Annotated in this window: 15 protein-coding genes; all 15 read right to left on the reverse strand. The window is 65.1% G+C overall.

Annotated elements, in window-relative coordinates; genetic code table 11:
- Positions 1 to 6: 6 nt before the first annotated feature.
- The 15 genes from FXV83_RS05025 to FXV83_RS05100 all read right to left on the reverse strand — a co-directional run bounded on the left by FXV83_RS05025 (position 7) and on the right by FXV83_RS05100 (position 15,183).
- Positions 7 to 942 carry a carbohydrate kinase family protein gene (locus FXV83_RS05025; protein ID WP_148738099.1) on the reverse strand — a complete coding sequence of 312 codons (936 nt, stop codon included), beginning with the start codon at positions 940 to 942 and terminating at the stop codon, positions 7 to 9.
- Positions 943 to 947: 5 nt separating this feature from the next.
- Positions 948 to 2,585 (reverse strand): FGGY-family carbohydrate kinase, encoded by a 1,638-nt coding sequence (locus FXV83_RS05030; protein WP_148738100.1) that lies wholly within the window; start codon positions 2,583 to 2,585, stop codon positions 948 to 950.
- A 38-nt stretch (positions 2,586 to 2,623) separates the two neighbouring features.
- Complete coding sequence (locus FXV83_RS05035; RefSeq protein ID WP_148738101.1) at positions 2,624 to 3,397, reverse strand: SDR family NAD(P)-dependent oxidoreductase; 774 nt, start codon at positions 3,395 to 3,397, stop codon at positions 2,624 to 2,626.
- A 39-nt stretch (positions 3,398 to 3,436) separates the two neighbouring features.
- Complete coding sequence (locus tag FXV83_RS05040; RefSeq protein ID WP_148738102.1) at positions 3,437 to 4,444, reverse strand: ABC transporter ATP-binding protein; 1,008 nt, start codon at positions 4,442 to 4,444, stop codon at positions 3,437 to 3,439.
- Positions 4,445 to 4,459: 15 nt separating this feature from the next.
- Positions 4,460 to 5,290 (reverse strand): carbohydrate ABC transporter permease, encoded by an 831-nt coding sequence (locus FXV83_RS05045; RefSeq protein WP_148738103.1) that lies wholly within the window; start codon positions 5,288 to 5,290, stop codon positions 4,460 to 4,462.
- A gap of 4 nt (positions 5,291 to 5,294) precedes the next feature.
- A complete protein-coding gene (locus FXV83_RS05050) occupies positions 5,295 to 6,167 on the reverse strand; it encodes a carbohydrate ABC transporter permease (RefSeq protein ID WP_148738104.1) in 873 nt (290 codons plus the stop codon).
- A 91-nt stretch (positions 6,168 to 6,258) separates the two neighbouring features.
- Entirely contained in the window at positions 6,259 to 7,572 is a 1,314-nt protein-coding gene (locus FXV83_RS05055; protein WP_148738105.1) for an ABC transporter substrate-binding protein, read from the reverse strand.
- 334 nt (positions 7,573 to 7,906) lie between these two features.
- The gene (locus FXV83_RS05065) at positions 7,907 to 8,857 is read right to left on the reverse strand and encodes a sugar-binding transcriptional regulator (protein WP_148738106.1); all 951 of its coding nucleotides are present in this window, start codon (positions 8,855 to 8,857) and stop codon (positions 7,907 to 7,909) included.
- 7 nt (positions 8,858 to 8,864) lie between these two features.
- Positions 8,865 to 9,530, reverse strand: a complete 666-nt coding sequence (locus tag FXV83_RS05070) for an HAD family hydrolase (RefSeq protein WP_148738107.1) — start codon at positions 9,528 to 9,530, stop codon at positions 8,865 to 8,867.
- A gap of 74 nt (positions 9,531 to 9,604) precedes the next feature.
- Positions 9,605 to 11,518, reverse strand: a complete 1,914-nt coding sequence (locus FXV83_RS05075; RefSeq protein WP_148738108.1) for a nitric oxide reductase activation protein NorD — start codon at positions 11,516 to 11,518, stop codon at positions 9,605 to 9,607.
- 9 nt (positions 11,519 to 11,527) lie between these two features.
- A complete protein-coding gene (locus FXV83_RS05080) occupies positions 11,528 to 12,340 on the reverse strand; it encodes a CbbQ/NirQ/NorQ/GpvN family protein (RefSeq protein ID WP_148738109.1) in 813 nt (270 codons plus the stop codon).
- Between the two features lie 61 nt (positions 12,341 to 12,401).
- Positions 12,402 to 13,748, reverse strand: coding sequence for a cbb3-type cytochrome c oxidase subunit I (locus FXV83_RS05085; protein WP_148738110.1), 1,347 nt, complete (start codon positions 13,746 to 13,748; stop codon positions 12,402 to 12,404).
- 45 nt (positions 13,749 to 13,793) lie between these two features.
- Positions 13,794 to 14,246 carry a c-type cytochrome gene (locus tag FXV83_RS05090; protein WP_148738111.1) on the reverse strand — a complete coding sequence of 151 codons (453 nt, stop codon included), beginning with the start codon at positions 14,244 to 14,246 and terminating at the stop codon, positions 13,794 to 13,796.
- Positions 14,247 to 14,344: 98 nt separating this feature from the next.
- Positions 14,345 to 14,605: a cytochrome C oxidase subunit IV family protein gene (locus FXV83_RS05095; RefSeq protein ID WP_148738112.1), complete on the reverse strand. Its 261-nt coding sequence runs from the start codon at positions 14,603 to 14,605 to the stop codon at positions 14,345 to 14,347.
- A gap of 2 nt (positions 14,606 to 14,607) precedes the next feature.
- Positions 14,608 to 15,183, reverse strand: a complete 576-nt coding sequence (locus tag FXV83_RS05100) for a cytochrome c oxidase subunit 3 family protein (protein WP_148738113.1) — start codon at positions 15,181 to 15,183, stop codon at positions 14,608 to 14,610.
- Positions 15,184 to 15,265: the final 82 nt, after the last annotated feature.

Genomic DNA, 15,265 nt, shown 5'->3' on the forward strand with positions numbered 1-15,265 from the left:
CGGCGGCTACCGGCTCCACGCGATCTCATGGCTCCAGGGCGGATCGGCGCCGGGGCGGGTGCAGGTGAGGCCGGCGCAATTGGCGGCAAAGGACAGCGCGCGGCGGAGCTCCTCGGGACTGATGTGCTTCAATTCCTGCCTTGCGAGGCGCCCCTGCTTGTGCAGGGCGAACAGCAGCGCCGCCTGGAAACTGTCGCCGGCGCCGATGGTGTCGGCGATCTCGACCTGCGGCGCTGCGGCTTCGATCTGCCCGGCTCCCGCATGCCAGGCGATGGCGCCGTTGTTGCCGCGGGTGATGACGACGAGGCCTGTCCCCTGCCCCAGCAGCGCACTCGCCCGTTGCTGCCAGGGCTCCTCGCCGTAGAGGTAGGCGAAGTCGACGTCGGACATCTTGATGAGGTCGGCGCTCGCGGCAAAGTCGGCCATGCGCGCAAGGTAGGCCGTCTTGTCCTTGACCAGATTGGGCCGACAGTTCGGATCGAAGGAAATCGTCGACGATATCAGCGCATCGGCGATCAGGGCTTTGGTTTCGGCGGCGCCGTGGTCGTTGACCAGCGTGGTCGAACCGACATGGAGGGCTTCGACGGTATCGAACGCAATGCTCCCGCGCCGGTAGGTCCAGTTCCGCGTCGCGGTCTCGGCGTCGTAGAAGGCATAGTGCGACTCGCCCGCGACGATGCGCACGAAGGCGAGCGTGGTCTGGTGATCGCTGCGCATGGCGAGACCGAGGTCGACGTCGGACGCTGCGGCATGGTCGGCGATCATGCGCCCGAACATGTCGGTCGAGATGCCGCCGACGAAACCGGTGGGCGCGCCGAGCCGCGCCATGCCGATGGCGACGTTGAGGCAGGAGCCGCCGACGGCCGGCATCACCGCCTCGCGCCCGTCGGCGTTTTGCGTCGGCACAAAATCGATCAGCGCATCGCCGCAGGAAATCAGCATCCGTTTCAGCCTCTACCCATCGCCGCGCGGCTGCCGCGATCGACCTCGCGCAGCAGCTTGTAGACATCGCGCTTGCGGGCGTGAAACGCGGCCATGTCGGGCGCGGTCGGCTCGCTCTTGCCTCCCAGCGCCGACATCTTTGCCATGGTCTCGCCGATCGAGGCATGGGCGCCGCCGGCCACCGCGCCCAGCATCGCGGCGCCCAGCAGCACCGGCTCCTTCGTCTGCGGCAGCGCGACAGTGAGGCCGGTGGTATCGGCCATGATCTGCCGCACCAGCGGACTGCGGCTCGCGCCGCCGCCCATGATCATGATGCCGGAGCGAACACCATTCGCGGCAAAAGCATCGATCACCTCGGCAAGCCCATAGGCGAGGCCGCAGAGGCCGGCGACGAACAGCCGCTCCATCGCGCCGATGTCGGTGTCGAGATCGAGGCCCGCGATCACTGCGCGGGTATCAGGATCGGCGTAGGGCGAGCGATTGCCGATGAATTCGGGGAGGACATGAACGTCGCGGGCCAGCAGCGCGGCGCGGCTGGCGTCACCTGCGCGCGCGATGATGCGACGCTCCAGGAACTCGATGATGTCGAGCCCCTCGCTGCGCGCTGCCGCGCTCGCCTCGCCAAAGCCGGGATGCGACTTGAGGAGATGATCGATCGCGGCGCCCGCAGCGGACTGCCCGCCCTCGTTGAGCCAGAAGTTCGGCACCATGCCGGAGTAATAAGGCCCCCAGACGCCCGGTACGAAACACGGCTCTTTGGTCGTCGCCATGATGCAGGCCGACGTCCCCATGATGTAGGCGAGGCGGTCGCAGACGTCGGTCACCTCGCCCGATCCGTCGCGGCCGCCGATCGCGCCGATGCCGCCCGCATGCGCATCGATCAGCGCCGCGCCCACCGGCGTGCCGGGCACAAGGCCGAGGTTGGCTGCCGCCGCGCTGGTGAGACCTGCGCCGAGCCGCGTGCCCGGAGCGACGATCTCGGTGCCGATGCGGGCATAGTTTTCGCTGACGAAATCCGATAGGCCAATGCGCCGGAAGAACGGCGCGCTCCAGCCGCCGCCGTCATGCGCGAGATAGTTCCATTTGCAGGTGACGGTGCAGGTCGAGCGCTGCAGTGAGCCGGTCGCGCGCCAGGTCAGGTAGTCGGCCAGATCGAAGAAATGCCCCGCCGCGTCAAAGCTCGCGCGTGCATGCCGCTTCAGCCATAGCAGCTTCGGCATCTCCATCTCGGGCGAGATCGAGCCGCCGACATAGCGCAGCACGGCGTCTTCGGTTTCGTTGATCAGCCGCGCCTCGGCCGTGGCGCGATGATCCATCCAGACGATGACGTTGCGCTGCTTGTCGCCGGAGGAACTGACGGTGACCGGCTCGCCCTGGCGGTCGAGCAACACCAACGAGCAGGTGGCATCGAAGCCGACACCGCCGACGCAGTCGGGCGCAATCCCGGCTTCCGCCATTGCGGCCCGCACCGATTTGGCGCAGGCGTCCCAGATGTCGGCGGACGACTGCTCGACGATGTCGCCGGCCTCGTGCCAGATCCTGATCGGATGCCGGGCGGTGGCCAGAAGGGTGCCAGCCTCGTCGAACACCCCTGCCCGCGTGCTCGTGGTCCCCACGTCGACGCCGATATACGCTCGCGGCATTGTCACTCCCGGTCGCTCTCGTCAATTTTGACGCAAGCCTACCAGCAAGTGTAGCCGCCATCCACCAGCACGATGCTGCCCGTCATCAGGCTCGCGGCCTCTGAGGCCAGGAACAGCACGACGGAGGCGATCTCGTCGACCTGCCCCATCCGCGCCATCGGGGTTCCACCGATCCAGGCGTCGTACATTTTTGCGTTGCTCTTGACGAAGGCGTTGAGCGGCGTCTCGATATAGGTCGGCGCCACCGCATTGACGCGGATGCCGCGCGCGCCCCATTCGGCGGCCAGCGACTTGGTGAGATGGTGCACGGCGGCCTTGGAGGCATTGTAGAAGCACTGCTCCTGCGGCTTGTTGACGATGAAGCCGGACATGGAGCCGATATTGACGATGGCGCCGCTCTTCGCCTTGAGCATGTGCTTGCCGAACTCGCGGCAGCACCAGAAGGTGCCGTTGAGATTGACGTCGATGACGTTGAGCCAGTGCTCGTCGGTCACGGTCTCCGCCGGCGTCTCGCTGCGGGCAATGCCGGCATTGTTGACGAGGATGTCGACCTTGCCGCGGCGCGCGACGAGGTCGCCCGCCACCTCGGCCACGCGTTTGGTGTCGGTGACGTCCATGATCGCGGTCTCGACGTCATAACCCTTTGCCTTCAGGCTGGCCTTTGCGGTGTCCGCGACCTTGCTGTCGCGATCGCCGATGACGACCTTGGCGCCGGCTTCAGCCAGCGCCTCGGCACAGGCGAGGCCAATGCCCTGCCCGCCGCCGGTGATGAACGCCGTCTTGCCGTCCAGCTTGAATTTTTCCAGGTACATGTTGCTCTTTCCGTTTCTTGCCGTACTTGCCGTTTCTTGTCAGCCCCGAACGGCGTTGCCGCTCTGGTCGAAGCGGTGAATGCGCGCGGGCTCCGGCATCAGCGACACGCGATCACCGGCATGCAGACTGAGTTCGCCGATGTAGCGTGCCGTCAGCATGCCCAGAGGCCCGGCATCGACGTACAGAAAGGTGTCGCTGCCGAGATGCTCGGCGACCGCGATCGTGCCCTGCCAGCCGCCGGCGCCGTCGCGCTCGATCCTGAGGTGCTCCGGACGCACGCCGATGGTGGTGGCGCCTTGCTGCTTTGCCAATTCGCCGGTGACGAAGTTCATTTTCGGCGAGCCGATGAAGCCGGCGACGAAAAGGTTGGCTGGCCGCTCATAGAGCTCCAGCGGCGAGCCGTACTGCTCGATCTTGCCGCCGTTGAGCACCACGATCTTGTCGGCCATGGTCATGGCTTCGACCTGGTCGTGGGTGACATAGATCGCGGTGGTGCCGAGCTGCTTCTGCAGCCGCGTCACCTCGATCCGCATCTGCACGCGCAGCGCGGCGTCGAGGTTGGACAGCGGCTCGTCGAACAGGAACGCCTTGGGCTCGCGGACGATGGCGCGGCCGATCGCGACGCGCTGGCGCTGGCCGCCGGAAAGCTCGCGCGGCTTGCGGTCGAGATAGGGCGTCAGGTTCAGCGTCGCAGCCGCGGCTTCGACCTTGCGGTTGATTTCGTCCTTCGCAAGCCCCGCCATCTTCAGGCCGAAGCCGATATTGCCGCGCACGCTCATATGCGGATAGAGCGCGTAGGACTGAAACACCATCGAGAGCCCGCGCTTGGCGGGCGGCGTGTCCACGACGTTCTTGCCGTCGATCAGGATCTTGCCGCCACTGACGTCCTCGAGCCCGGCGATCAGGCGCAGCAGCGTGGTCTTGCCGCAGCCTGACGGCCCGACGAACACCACGAAGGAGCCGTCCGCGACATCGAGATCGGCGCCCTTGATGATGTGCACGGGGCCGAAGGATTTCTGCACGTCCTGAAGTGTGATCTGACCCATGATCCGGCAGCCCTTCTACTTCACCGCGCCGAAGGTGAGCCCGCGCACGAGCTGCTTCTGGCTGAACCAACCGAGGACGAGAATGGGCGCGATCGCCAGCGTCGAGGCCGCCGACAGTTTTGCCCAGAACAATCCTTCCGGACTCGAATAGGAGGCGATGAACACGGTGAGCGGCGCGGCGCTCGAGGTCGACAAATTGAGCGTCCAGAACGCCTCGTTCCAGGCCAGGATCAGATTGAGCAGCATGGTCGAGGCCAGGCCCGGGATCGCCATCGGCGTCAGCACATAAACGAGCTCGCGGCCGATGGTGGCCCCGTCCATCCGCGCGGCTTCGAGAATGTCGCGCGGGATCTCCTTGAAATAGGTGAAGAGCATCCAGATCACGATCGGCAGGTTGCCGAGACAGAGGATGAAGACGAGACCCATGCGGGAGTCGAGTAGACCGAAGGACTTGTAGATCAGGTAGATCGGCACCAGCACGCCGACCGGCGGCATCATCTTGGTCGAGAGCATCCAGAGCAGGATGTCCTTGGTGCGCTTGGTCGGCGAGAACGCCATCGACCAGGCCGCGGGAATGGCAATCAAAAGCGCAATCAGCGTCGAGCCGCCGGCGATGATGATCGAATTCACCGCATGATGCAGATAGTCGCTGCGCTCCTGCACGGTGGCGTAGTTTTCGGTGGTCCAATGGAAGAACAGGAAGGATGGCGGAATGGCGAAGGCTTCCAGCTCGGTCTTGAAGCTCGCCAGCACCATCCAGAGGATCGGGAAGAAGATCAGGAAGCCGAAGAACCACGCTCCGATCGTCGATACCACCACCCGCTGCGTCGTTGCCATCCGTGCCATGGTCTCACGCCTCCAGATTGCGGCCGACGATGCGGACCAGGAAGAAGGCGACGACGTTGGCGATCACCACCGCAACCAGACCGCCGGCGGACGCGCTGCCGACGTCGAACTGGATCAGCGCCTGCGAATAGATCAGGAAGGCGATGTTGGTGGTTTGCAGGCCCGGCCCGCCGCCGGTGGTGACGAAGATTTCGGCGAACACGGTGAGCAGGAAGATGGTCTCGATCAGGATCACCACGGTGATGGGCCGCGCCAGGTGCGGCAGCGTGATGTAGATGAAGGCCGAGAGCGCGCTGGCGCCGTCCATCTCGGCGGCCTCTTTCTGTTCCTCATCGAGTGATTGCAGCGCAGTCAGCAGGATCAGGGTCGCGAACGGCAGCCATTGCCAGGCGACGATCAGGATCACCGCGAACAGCGGCACGTCGTTGAACCAGTCGATCGGCGTCAGGTGGAACAGCGACGCGATCCAGGCGAACAGGCCGGAGACCGGATGCATCAACAGATTCTTCCAGACCAGCGCGCTCACCGTCGGCATCACGAAGAACGGCGCGATCACCATCAGCCGCACGATGTTGCGGCCGATCACGGGCTGATCGAGCAGCAGCGCCAGGGGAATGCCGAGCAAAATGGTCAGCGCCAGCACCGAGCCGACCAGCACCAGCGTGTTCTGGAGCGAGTCGAGGAAAGCGGGATCGGTGAGGAAGTAGCGAAAGTTTTCGAGGCCAACGAACGCCTCGGAGCCGGGATCGAGCAGGCTGTAATGCAGCGTCGAGAAATAGAGCGTCAGCGCCAGCGGAACGATCATCCAGATGAAGAGCAAGCCGACGGCCGGTGTCAGGAGCGACCGCGCAAGGATTTGCGTCTGCCGGGTTGCCATTGTCAGCTTCTCCGCGGGGGGAAGAAGGCGGCCATCCACCGAGCGAAACGGGGATGGCCGCTAGTCTGAGCTCAGGAGGGAGAGCTCGGGTTCACTTGATGTAGCCGGCGCGCTTCATCTCGCGCTCTGTCACGGATTGCGCCGCGGTGAGCGCGGCATCGACCGTCATCGATCCCGCAAGCGCGGCCGAGAATTGCTGGCCGACCTGCGTGCCGATGCCCTGGAATTCCGGGATCGCGGCGTATTGCACGCCGACATAGGGCACGGGCTTCACGGTCGGCTTGTTCGGATCGGCCGCGTCGATCGAGGCCAGCGTCAGCTTGGCGAACGGTGCGACCTTGAGGTAATCAGGATTCTGATAAAGCGAGGTCCGCGTGCCCGGCGGCACGTTGGCCCAGCCTTCCTTCGCCGCCACGAGCTTGGTGTAGTCCTTGCCGGTCGCCCAGGCGATGAACTTCTCGGCGGCATCGGCCTTCTTCGAGCCGGCGGGGATCGCGAGACTCCAGGCCCACAGCCAGTTCGCGTTCTTGCCGAGCCCGGTGTTGGGCGCGAGCGCGAAGCCGACCTTGTCGGCGACCTTGGAGTCCTTTGGATTGGTGACGAAGGACGCCGCCACGGTGGCATCGATCCACATCGCGCATTTGCCGGCGTTGAAGAGCGCTAAATTCTCGTTGAAGCCGTTCGAGCTCGCGCCGGGAGGTCCGGCCTCCTTCATCAGATTGACGTAGGTCGTAAGCGTCGCCTTCCATTCCGGCGTGTTGAACTGCGGCTGCCATTTCTCGTCGAACCAGCGAGCGCCGTAGGAATTGGCCATGGCCGAGAGGAACGCCATGTTCTCACCCCAGCCGGCCTTGCCGCGCAGGCAGATGCCGTAGACGCCGCCGCTCTTGTCGGTCAGCTTCTTGGCCGCATCGATCACGAAATCCCAGGTCGGCTTTTCCGGCATCTTAAGACCGGCCTTCTCGAACAGGTCGGTGCGATACATCACCATCGAGCTCTCGCCGTAGAACGGCGCGGCGTAAAGCTTGCCGTCGACGGAGACTGCATCCTTGATCTTCGGCAGCAGGTCGGCGACATCGTAATCGGCGCCGAGATTGGCTAGAGGCACCAGCCAGCCCTTCTTGGCCCAGATCGGCACTTCATAGGTACCGATGGTGAGCACGTCGAACTGGCCGCCCTTGGTGGCGATGTCGGTGGTGACGCGCTGACGCAGCACGTTTTCTTCCAGCGTCACCCATTTGACTGTGATGTCCGGGTTCTTCGCGGTGAATTCGCTGGTCAGACCCTGCATCCGGATCATGTCGCCGTTGTTCACGGTGGCGATGGTCAGGGTGGTTTCGGCCACCGCGGAGATGGACAGCAGTAGGACAGACGCGCCGCAGACGGCGCCGAGGACGTGTTTCACGGTGACCTCCCTAAGGCTCGCGCTTTTGAGCATATGCCCACGCGTTGGGCGTATGTTCAACTGAGGGCGTGCCGTTGTCAAGCAGGCGTGCGCACCTCCGCGCAAGTTCTGAGTGCTGCACTGCGGGAGGGATGCCAGTCGTGTTAAACGAGCGTTGCGGCTTGCTTCACCTCTCCCGCTTGCGGGAGAGGTCGCATCGCATCGAAAGATGCGGTGCGGGTGAGGGCTCTATCCTCTTGGGGGTCTCGCCCGCGGAGAGACCCTCTCCCCACCCCTCTCCCGCAAGCGGGAGAGGGAGCGCAGTCCCGTAGCCGCGCCAGACTCGAGCCCCGCGCTATCGCTCCAGAATCGCCCTTGCTGTCGCCTCGTCCGTGATCAGGCCGTTGATCAGGCGCCCGTTCAGCGCTGCGGAGATCGCCGGCACCTTGGCGGCGCCGACAGCGGCGCCGATCGTCGTGGTCTTCGCCGGCACCTCGGGCGGAATACTGGTCAGGCGCTTGTTGGTGCCGACCTTGAGCAGGCGGCCCTTGGCGTCATAAGCCCAACCGGTGATCTCGCCGATCGCCCCCTGCCGCATCATCTCGAACAATTCGTCGCGGGTGAGGAAGCCGTCGATATGCACCTGCGCCTTCTGGTCCATCTGGCCGATGCCGACGAGGCGTAAGTCAGCCTTGGCCGCAACAGCCTTCACCTTCGCGATCGGCTCGATCCGCACCATCTTGTTGCGCTCGTCTTCCGACGACATCAGGAACGGCAGCGGCATCGGATAGTGCCGAGCACCGGTGCGGTCGGCGAGCCGGCCGACGGTGTCGTAGAAGCTCGCAGAGCCGTCGGCGGAGATGTTGCCGACCAACGAGACGATCTGATGATTGGGCCGGTCGATCGGCGTGACGCGTTCGACCGCGGCGCGCACCGCGCGTCCCGTCCCGAGCGCAACGATGACGGGAGTCTCCGAACGTAGCGTCGCGTCCAGCAGATTGGCGCAGCGCTCGGCGATGCCTGCGTTGGCCTGAGGCGCAGCTGGATCAGCCGGCACGACCTCGCAATGGACGAGGTCAAAGCGCTCCTTGAGGCGCGCTGCCAATTCCATGCAGGCGGCGATGGGATGTTCGAGGCGAAACGTGATCAGCCGCTCGGCAAGGCACAACGACACCAGCCGCTGGGCCGAAGCCCGCGACACCTGGAGCATCTTTGCGATCTCGTCCTGGGTGTGGCCAGCAATGAAATAAAGCCAGCCGGCGCGCGCGGCGTCGTCAAGCCTGGATTTTTCGTTCTCGGCGGCCATGGCGGCGTTACGCGTCCTTCCAGAAATCGCTCATGCGCGCGAAGATCCGATCGGCCCCGGCGCCGGACAATATAGCGTGGCCGTCGCGTCCGCGATAATGGCTGCCGCCGACAAATCCCCAGACCGTCATGCCGGCCGCCTTGGCCGCCTGCACGCCGCTGACGCTGTCTTCGATCACCAGGGTGCGAGACGGATCGGCCTGCATCTGTTCGGCGGCGTGGAGAAAGAGGTCGGGCGCCGGCTTGCCGTGCCTGACCATCTGCGCGCTATAGAGCCGGCCTTGGAAATGCGGCGCGAGCCCGGTCACATCAAGCGAGAGCGAGATGCGGTCGAGGTCGCTCGACGACGCCACGCAGAACGGCCCCTTCAGATCCGACAGCACGGCAGCCACGCCGGGAATCGGCTCGAGCGAAGCGGCAAACGTCTCCAGCACACGTGACTTCAATCGCGGCAGGAATATCTCCGGCACACCCTGCCCGAGATCACGATAGTGTTGCTCGATCGCCTTCGTGCTGCGTCCGAGAAACAGCTCGAGCGCCTGGTCCGGACTGAGCGCGATCCCAAACCCGGCCAGCACGTCCGAGAGGCACTGACAGCTCAACACCTCGCTGTCGACGAGCACGCCGTCGCAATCGAAGATGATGAGGTCGGATGTGGCCCGGCTATCGTTCATCCGGTCATTCGATCATATACCCATCTGCTGGGCAATAGCTCACCCGGCAGCGGCGCGCCGCGGCTTTGCTCCGGTCAGTGCGCCACCTGCCGGTAGATCGCCGGCAAGGCCGCGGGCAGTCGGCGAATATTGCCGACGATGGCGTAGCCGCTCCGTCCGAACAGGGTTGGGAAATAGGACTGCGCCGTCGCGTCGACGGTCACGCCGAACACGGCGATGCCGAGGCGGCGCGCCTCCTGCACCGCCTTGCGGGTATCCTCGACCGCAAAACGTCCTTCGTAGTGATCGACATCGTTCGGCTTGCCGTCGGTGAGAACGAGCAGCAGCTTCTTGCGCTGCGGCTGCCTGGCGAGCCCGGCTGCGGCGTGGCGTACCGCCGCGCCGATGCGGGTGTAGTAGCCCGGCTTGAGCGCGCCGATACGACGCTCGACCGCGGCGCTCATCGGCTCGCCGAACGCCTTCACCGTCTCGAGCCGGACCCAGGACCGCCGGCGCGAGGTGAAGGTCTGGATGCAGTGGTGATCGCCGCAGGCGGAGAGCCCGTGGGCGAGCACCAGCAGCGCCTCCTTCTCGACGTCGAGCACGCGGTAGCCGTCGACCCAGGCATCGGTGGAGAGCGAGACATCCACCAGCAAGGTGACGGCGAGATCATGCCCCTGCGGCCGCATCGCCACATGGACGCGATCCATCGAACCGCTGCCGGCCCGCAGATCGCAGCGCGCCCGCACCAGCGCGTCGAGATCGAGGTCGTGCCCGTCGGCCTGAGCGCGCATCAATTCGCGGCGCGGCCGCAAGACTTCGAAGCGGCGCCGCACCTGCCGGATATGGCGGCGCGTGGATTCATCCGGCGTCCAGCTCTCGCCGGTCTCGGACGCCGCGGCTGCAAGCACACGGGAATGATCCGGCAGATAGGACTGACTGCGATAATCCCATTCGGGATACAGCAGGCCAGCATCGAGCCGTGACGCATCGACGGCCTCGGGCGGCAGGTCGAGATCGAATTTGAGCCTGGTCGCGGGCTTGCCGCCGCGGCGCCCGAGCGTGATCTCGTCGAGATCATCCGCTGCTTTCTGCGCGTCCTCGTCCTCGTTCTCGTCGGCAGGACGATCGACATTGACCATCTCGGCCATCGCCAGGATCTTCTCGAAGCGGTTGAGCACGAACGGATCCCGCCGATTGGCGCCGTCGTCGCGCTCGCGGACGGCGAAGCGCTTGCGGTCGTCCGCTGATGCCTGTTCCGCACCCGGCGCGGTGTCGTCGTCGCCCGCATGTACAGGCGAGAGCTCGCGCGCCCAGCAATCGCCCCACAACGGGCACGGCAGGATCGAACGATAACCCGGCGGCGCCTTGGCCGGCAGCCGGCCTGTCCCCATCATCGCCGCCCGCAGCCTGCCTGGAGGCGCCCTTCCGGCGCCGAGCAAGGCGAGGACGATCTGCTCGACCTCCTGTTCGACGCGCGGCAGCGGCCGGCGCGGACGCGCTGCCGCGGTGGCCGCGGCAAGCTGCGCGTAGTCATCGGCAAGCCCGGGACATTGCGTGAGCACGAAGACCGTGATCTCGCTTGCTCGTCGCAGCATCAGGAGATCGCGCCGCAGCGGATCAGCCTCCTCGCTCGTTTCGACGGGCGCAACGGCAAACCACGCAGCGAGCCACCGATACAGGGACCCATTCAGCGCGCGATCGTCGAAGATCGCGATGCGGTCCGGCAGGAAGATGGTCGCGGCATCGCGCCCCGGCTGGTCGAGACGCTCGTCGCCAAGCCCGATGCGCTGCCGCCAGCCGAGTCGGTGCCCCGATCTGCGCAGGCCGGCGCTCGCGATCTGGACACCGCTCTCGCCGCCGAGGGCACGGAACATCACCGCGATCCGGCCGCGCACCTGCGCCAGCGATACCGCATGTTCGGCATGGACCGGATAGCTCGCGGTGCCGCCGATCAGGCGGTGCCAGGCGCGGCCGACAGTTTCTTCCAGCTCGAGGAAATCGAGCATTGCGCCCCCTCAGGAGATGACAGCGCGCGCAACGTCGAGCAGCGCAGCCTTGACATCGGCATCATCGGTCAAGGGCTCGATCATGCCTGCCAGCACGGCGTCGGCGATCGAAACTCCCGCCGCAATCAAGGTTGCGGAATAGACCACGAGGCGGGTCGAGACGCCCTCCTCCAGGTCATGCCCCTTCAGCGCCCGCAGCCGGCCGGCAAGCGCGACCAGCGGCCGCACCCGTTCTGCTGCAAGCCCGCTTTCGGCGGCGACCACCGCAATCTCCTGCTGCGGCGGAAGGAAGCCGAACTCGATGGCGACGAAGCGCTGCCGCGTCGACGGCTTCAGCGCCTTGAGCAGCGTCTGGTAGCCGGGATTGTAGGAGACCACGAGCATGAAGCTGTCTGGCGCCGCGAGTTCTTCGCCGGTGCGCTCAAGCGGCAGGATGCGGCGATCGTCGGTCAGCGGATGCAGCACCACGGTGACGTCCTTGCGCGCCTCCACGACTTCGTCGAGATAGCAGATGCCGCCTTCCCGCACCGCCCGCGTCAGCGGACCGTCGGTCCACACCGTGTCGCCGCCCCTGAGCAGATAGCGTCCCGTGAGATCGGCCGCGGTGAGATCGTCGTGGCAGGCCACGGTGTGGAGCGGCAATCCCAGCCGTGCCGCCATATGCGCGACGAAGCGGGTCTTGCCGCAGCCGGTCGGCCCCTTGAGCAGGACCGGCAGGCGATGGCGCCAGGCGTGTTCGAACAGCGCGCATTCGTTGCCGCTCGCGACATAGGGGGGATGCTCGGTTGCAGGCGCCGTCACGGCGTGAAGTGCTGCTTTCATCATCTCTCTCCGAAATCGTCCGGGAAAAAGCGGCCGCGCGCCCCGCGGCCGCCTTTCACGCCTATTCGGCTGGTTGCAACGCGCCGGAAATGGCCGGCTGCTTCTCGCGTCCGGGGACCAGCACCGCCCAGACGAACATGAGCGCGGAGATTGCGACGAACACGCCGGAGCCGAGCCGGACCCAGTAGAACACCGCGACCTGGTCCTGCACGTCCATATAGCTCTGGCCGAGCACGCGTTGCAGATGGACCTGGATCACGCCGGCAAAGGTCAGCGCGAAGGTCATCACCATCATGGCGGTGCACATGATCCAGAAGCTCGCCATGCTGAGCCACTGATTATAGGGCGCGCGGCCCCTGATCTGCGGGATCGCATAGGCCATCACCGACAGGTTCAGCATCACATAGGCGCCGAAGAAGGCGAGATGGCCGTGGGCGGCCGTCACCTGCGTGCCGTGGGTGTAGTAGTTCACCGAGGACAGCGTGTGCAGGAAGCCCCAGACGCCGGCGCCGAGGAACGCCATCACGGAGCAGCCCACCGACCACAGCAGCGCGGCGCGGTTGGGATGCTTGCGGCCGGCCTTCCAGGTCATCTGCACCGTGAAGATCACCATGGTGAAGAACGGCGCGACTTCGAGCGTGGAGAACAGCGAGCCGATCCACTGCCAGTAGCCGGGTGCGCCGATCCAGTAGAAGTGATGGCCGGTGCCGAGAATGCCAGAAAACAAGGCAAGGCCGATGATGACGTAGAGCCACTTCTCCACGACCTCGCGATCGATGCCGTTGAGCTTGATCATCAGGTAGGCGAGCACGGAAGCCATGATCAGCTCCCAGACGCCCTCGACCCAGAGATGCACGACGTACCACCAGTACATCTTGTCGACGGCGAGATTGGCCGGATTGTAGAAGGCGAACAGGAAGAAGATCGCGACGCCCCACAGGCCGAACAGCAGGATGTTGGTGACCGTGGTCTTGCGGCCCTTGAGCGCGGTCATCGTCACGTTGAACAGGAACATCAGGCAGACGACGACGATGCCGACCTTGATGATGAAGGGCTGCTCGAGAAACTCGCGGCCCTCGTGATAATGGAAGAGATAGCCGACCACGGCCACGCCTGCTGCGCCGAAGAACATCCAGAACTGGATCTTTGCGAGCAGCGGGCTGTACAGCTCGGTCTCGGTTTCCTCCGGGAGCAGGAAGTAGGTCGCGCCCATGAAGCCGATCAGCGACCACACGATCAGCGCGTTGGTGTGGATCATCCTGACGATGTTGAACGGCAGGATGACCGACAGCGTATTGGGCAGGACGTAGATGGTCCCGGCGAGCAGGCCGAATACGACCTGGGCCAGGAACAGCGTCAGCGCGCCGTAGAAATACAGCATCGCGACTTTCTGGGTTTGATATTTCATCTCAGGTTCTCTCTGTCTTGAAAGCATCAGTGGACGGCAGCGCGTTCAGCCGGCCTTGTTCGGCGGCCAGTCCTGGCGCTTGATCGTGCTGGTCCATTGCAGGAAGTCGGCGAGGTCGTTGAGTTCCTGGTCGCTGAGGTTGAATTGCGGCATCTGGCGGCGGCCCGGCGCGCCCGACGGCTGCGACTGCATCCAGGCCTTCAGAGTCTCGCGCGCCCCGGCCGGATCCTCGCTGCCACCCCAGCGATCCCAGACGTTGCCGACTTCAGGAGCGAAATAGGCGCCCTCGCCCAGCAAGGTGTGGCAATTGATGCAGGAGTTCTTTTCCCAGACATGCTTGCCGCGGGCCACCGACGCCGTCAGCGTGCTCGCATCGGTCGAGGTCGTGGCCATGTAGTAATGGCTGTGCGCCGTCAACCCTATGAAGATGGCGAAGAAAAAGGCCGAGCCGCCGTAGAAGACGTTTCGAGCGGCCGACTTGGTCAGGCGTTCAGCCATTGCCAATCCTTTCCGGTAAGAGTCGTGTCTAGAAAAGCGATGATGCGATTTATTGCTGCTTCGCTCGGCCCGTTCTTTGTCTGGGCGCAATGAGTGCGTCAGATCACGGCGACGGCGGCGGAAGCGAGCCATGCAAACAGCAGCACGATGACGATCCACGCGCTGACGAGACCGCGCCAGAGCGCCGGCGCCATCCGCAAATCAAGGAAATCAAGCACGATCCGGCGGCCCTTGACGGCGGCGAAGGCCAGCAGCAGCGCATTGCCGAGCAGCGGTCGCGGCAGCAGCGGTGGAATCAGGAGGGTCGCGAGCGCGAGGCCGATCAGCGCGATCCACGTGATGTCGAGTCGATCCGGCATTGTCACCACACCAGATACAGGATCGGGAACATGACGATCCAGACCAGATCGACCATGTGCCAGAACGCCGTTCCTGTCTCGACGCCGGCCGGCTCGGCGCGGCGGCAGACCACGGCAAGAATCATGATGCCGAGGCCGACGTGGAGGAAATGGAAGCCGGTCAGAAGAAAGTAGAGGGTGAAGAACGTGCTGGTTTCGAGACCAATCCCGCGACCGATCTCTCCGGCGTACTCGACGAGCTTGAGCGCGATGAACAGGCCGCCAAGCGCCATGGCACTGAGCAGCCAGCGGCGCGATGCGCGCTTGCTGCCGGTTCGCGCGGCAGCCGTGCCGCGAGCCGCCGCCCAGCCGCTGGTCACCAGAACGATGGTGTTGAGCCCGGCGAGGCCGGAATCGAGCGAGGCCTGCCCGGAGGCGAACATCGCCGGATGAATCGCGTGGGTGACGATGAAGGCTCCGAGGAACAGGCCGAAGACGGCCAGTTCGCTAAAGATCAGCACCCAGATCATGGGGTCGCCAGGCAGATCCTCCAGGATACCCCAGCCTGTGCCCCGTTGTTCGCAATCGGTCGCCGACATCTCTTTACCGGATCAGAATGTCGTTCAGGAATAGCTTTCCAGGCCGAGGCGGAGTTTGTCGCCGGACAAATACGGAGGAATC

Source organism: Bradyrhizobium hipponense (assembly GCF_008123965.1).
Taxonomy (GTDB): domain Bacteria; phylum Pseudomonadota; class Alphaproteobacteria; order Rhizobiales; family Xanthobacteraceae; genus Bradyrhizobium; species Bradyrhizobium hipponense.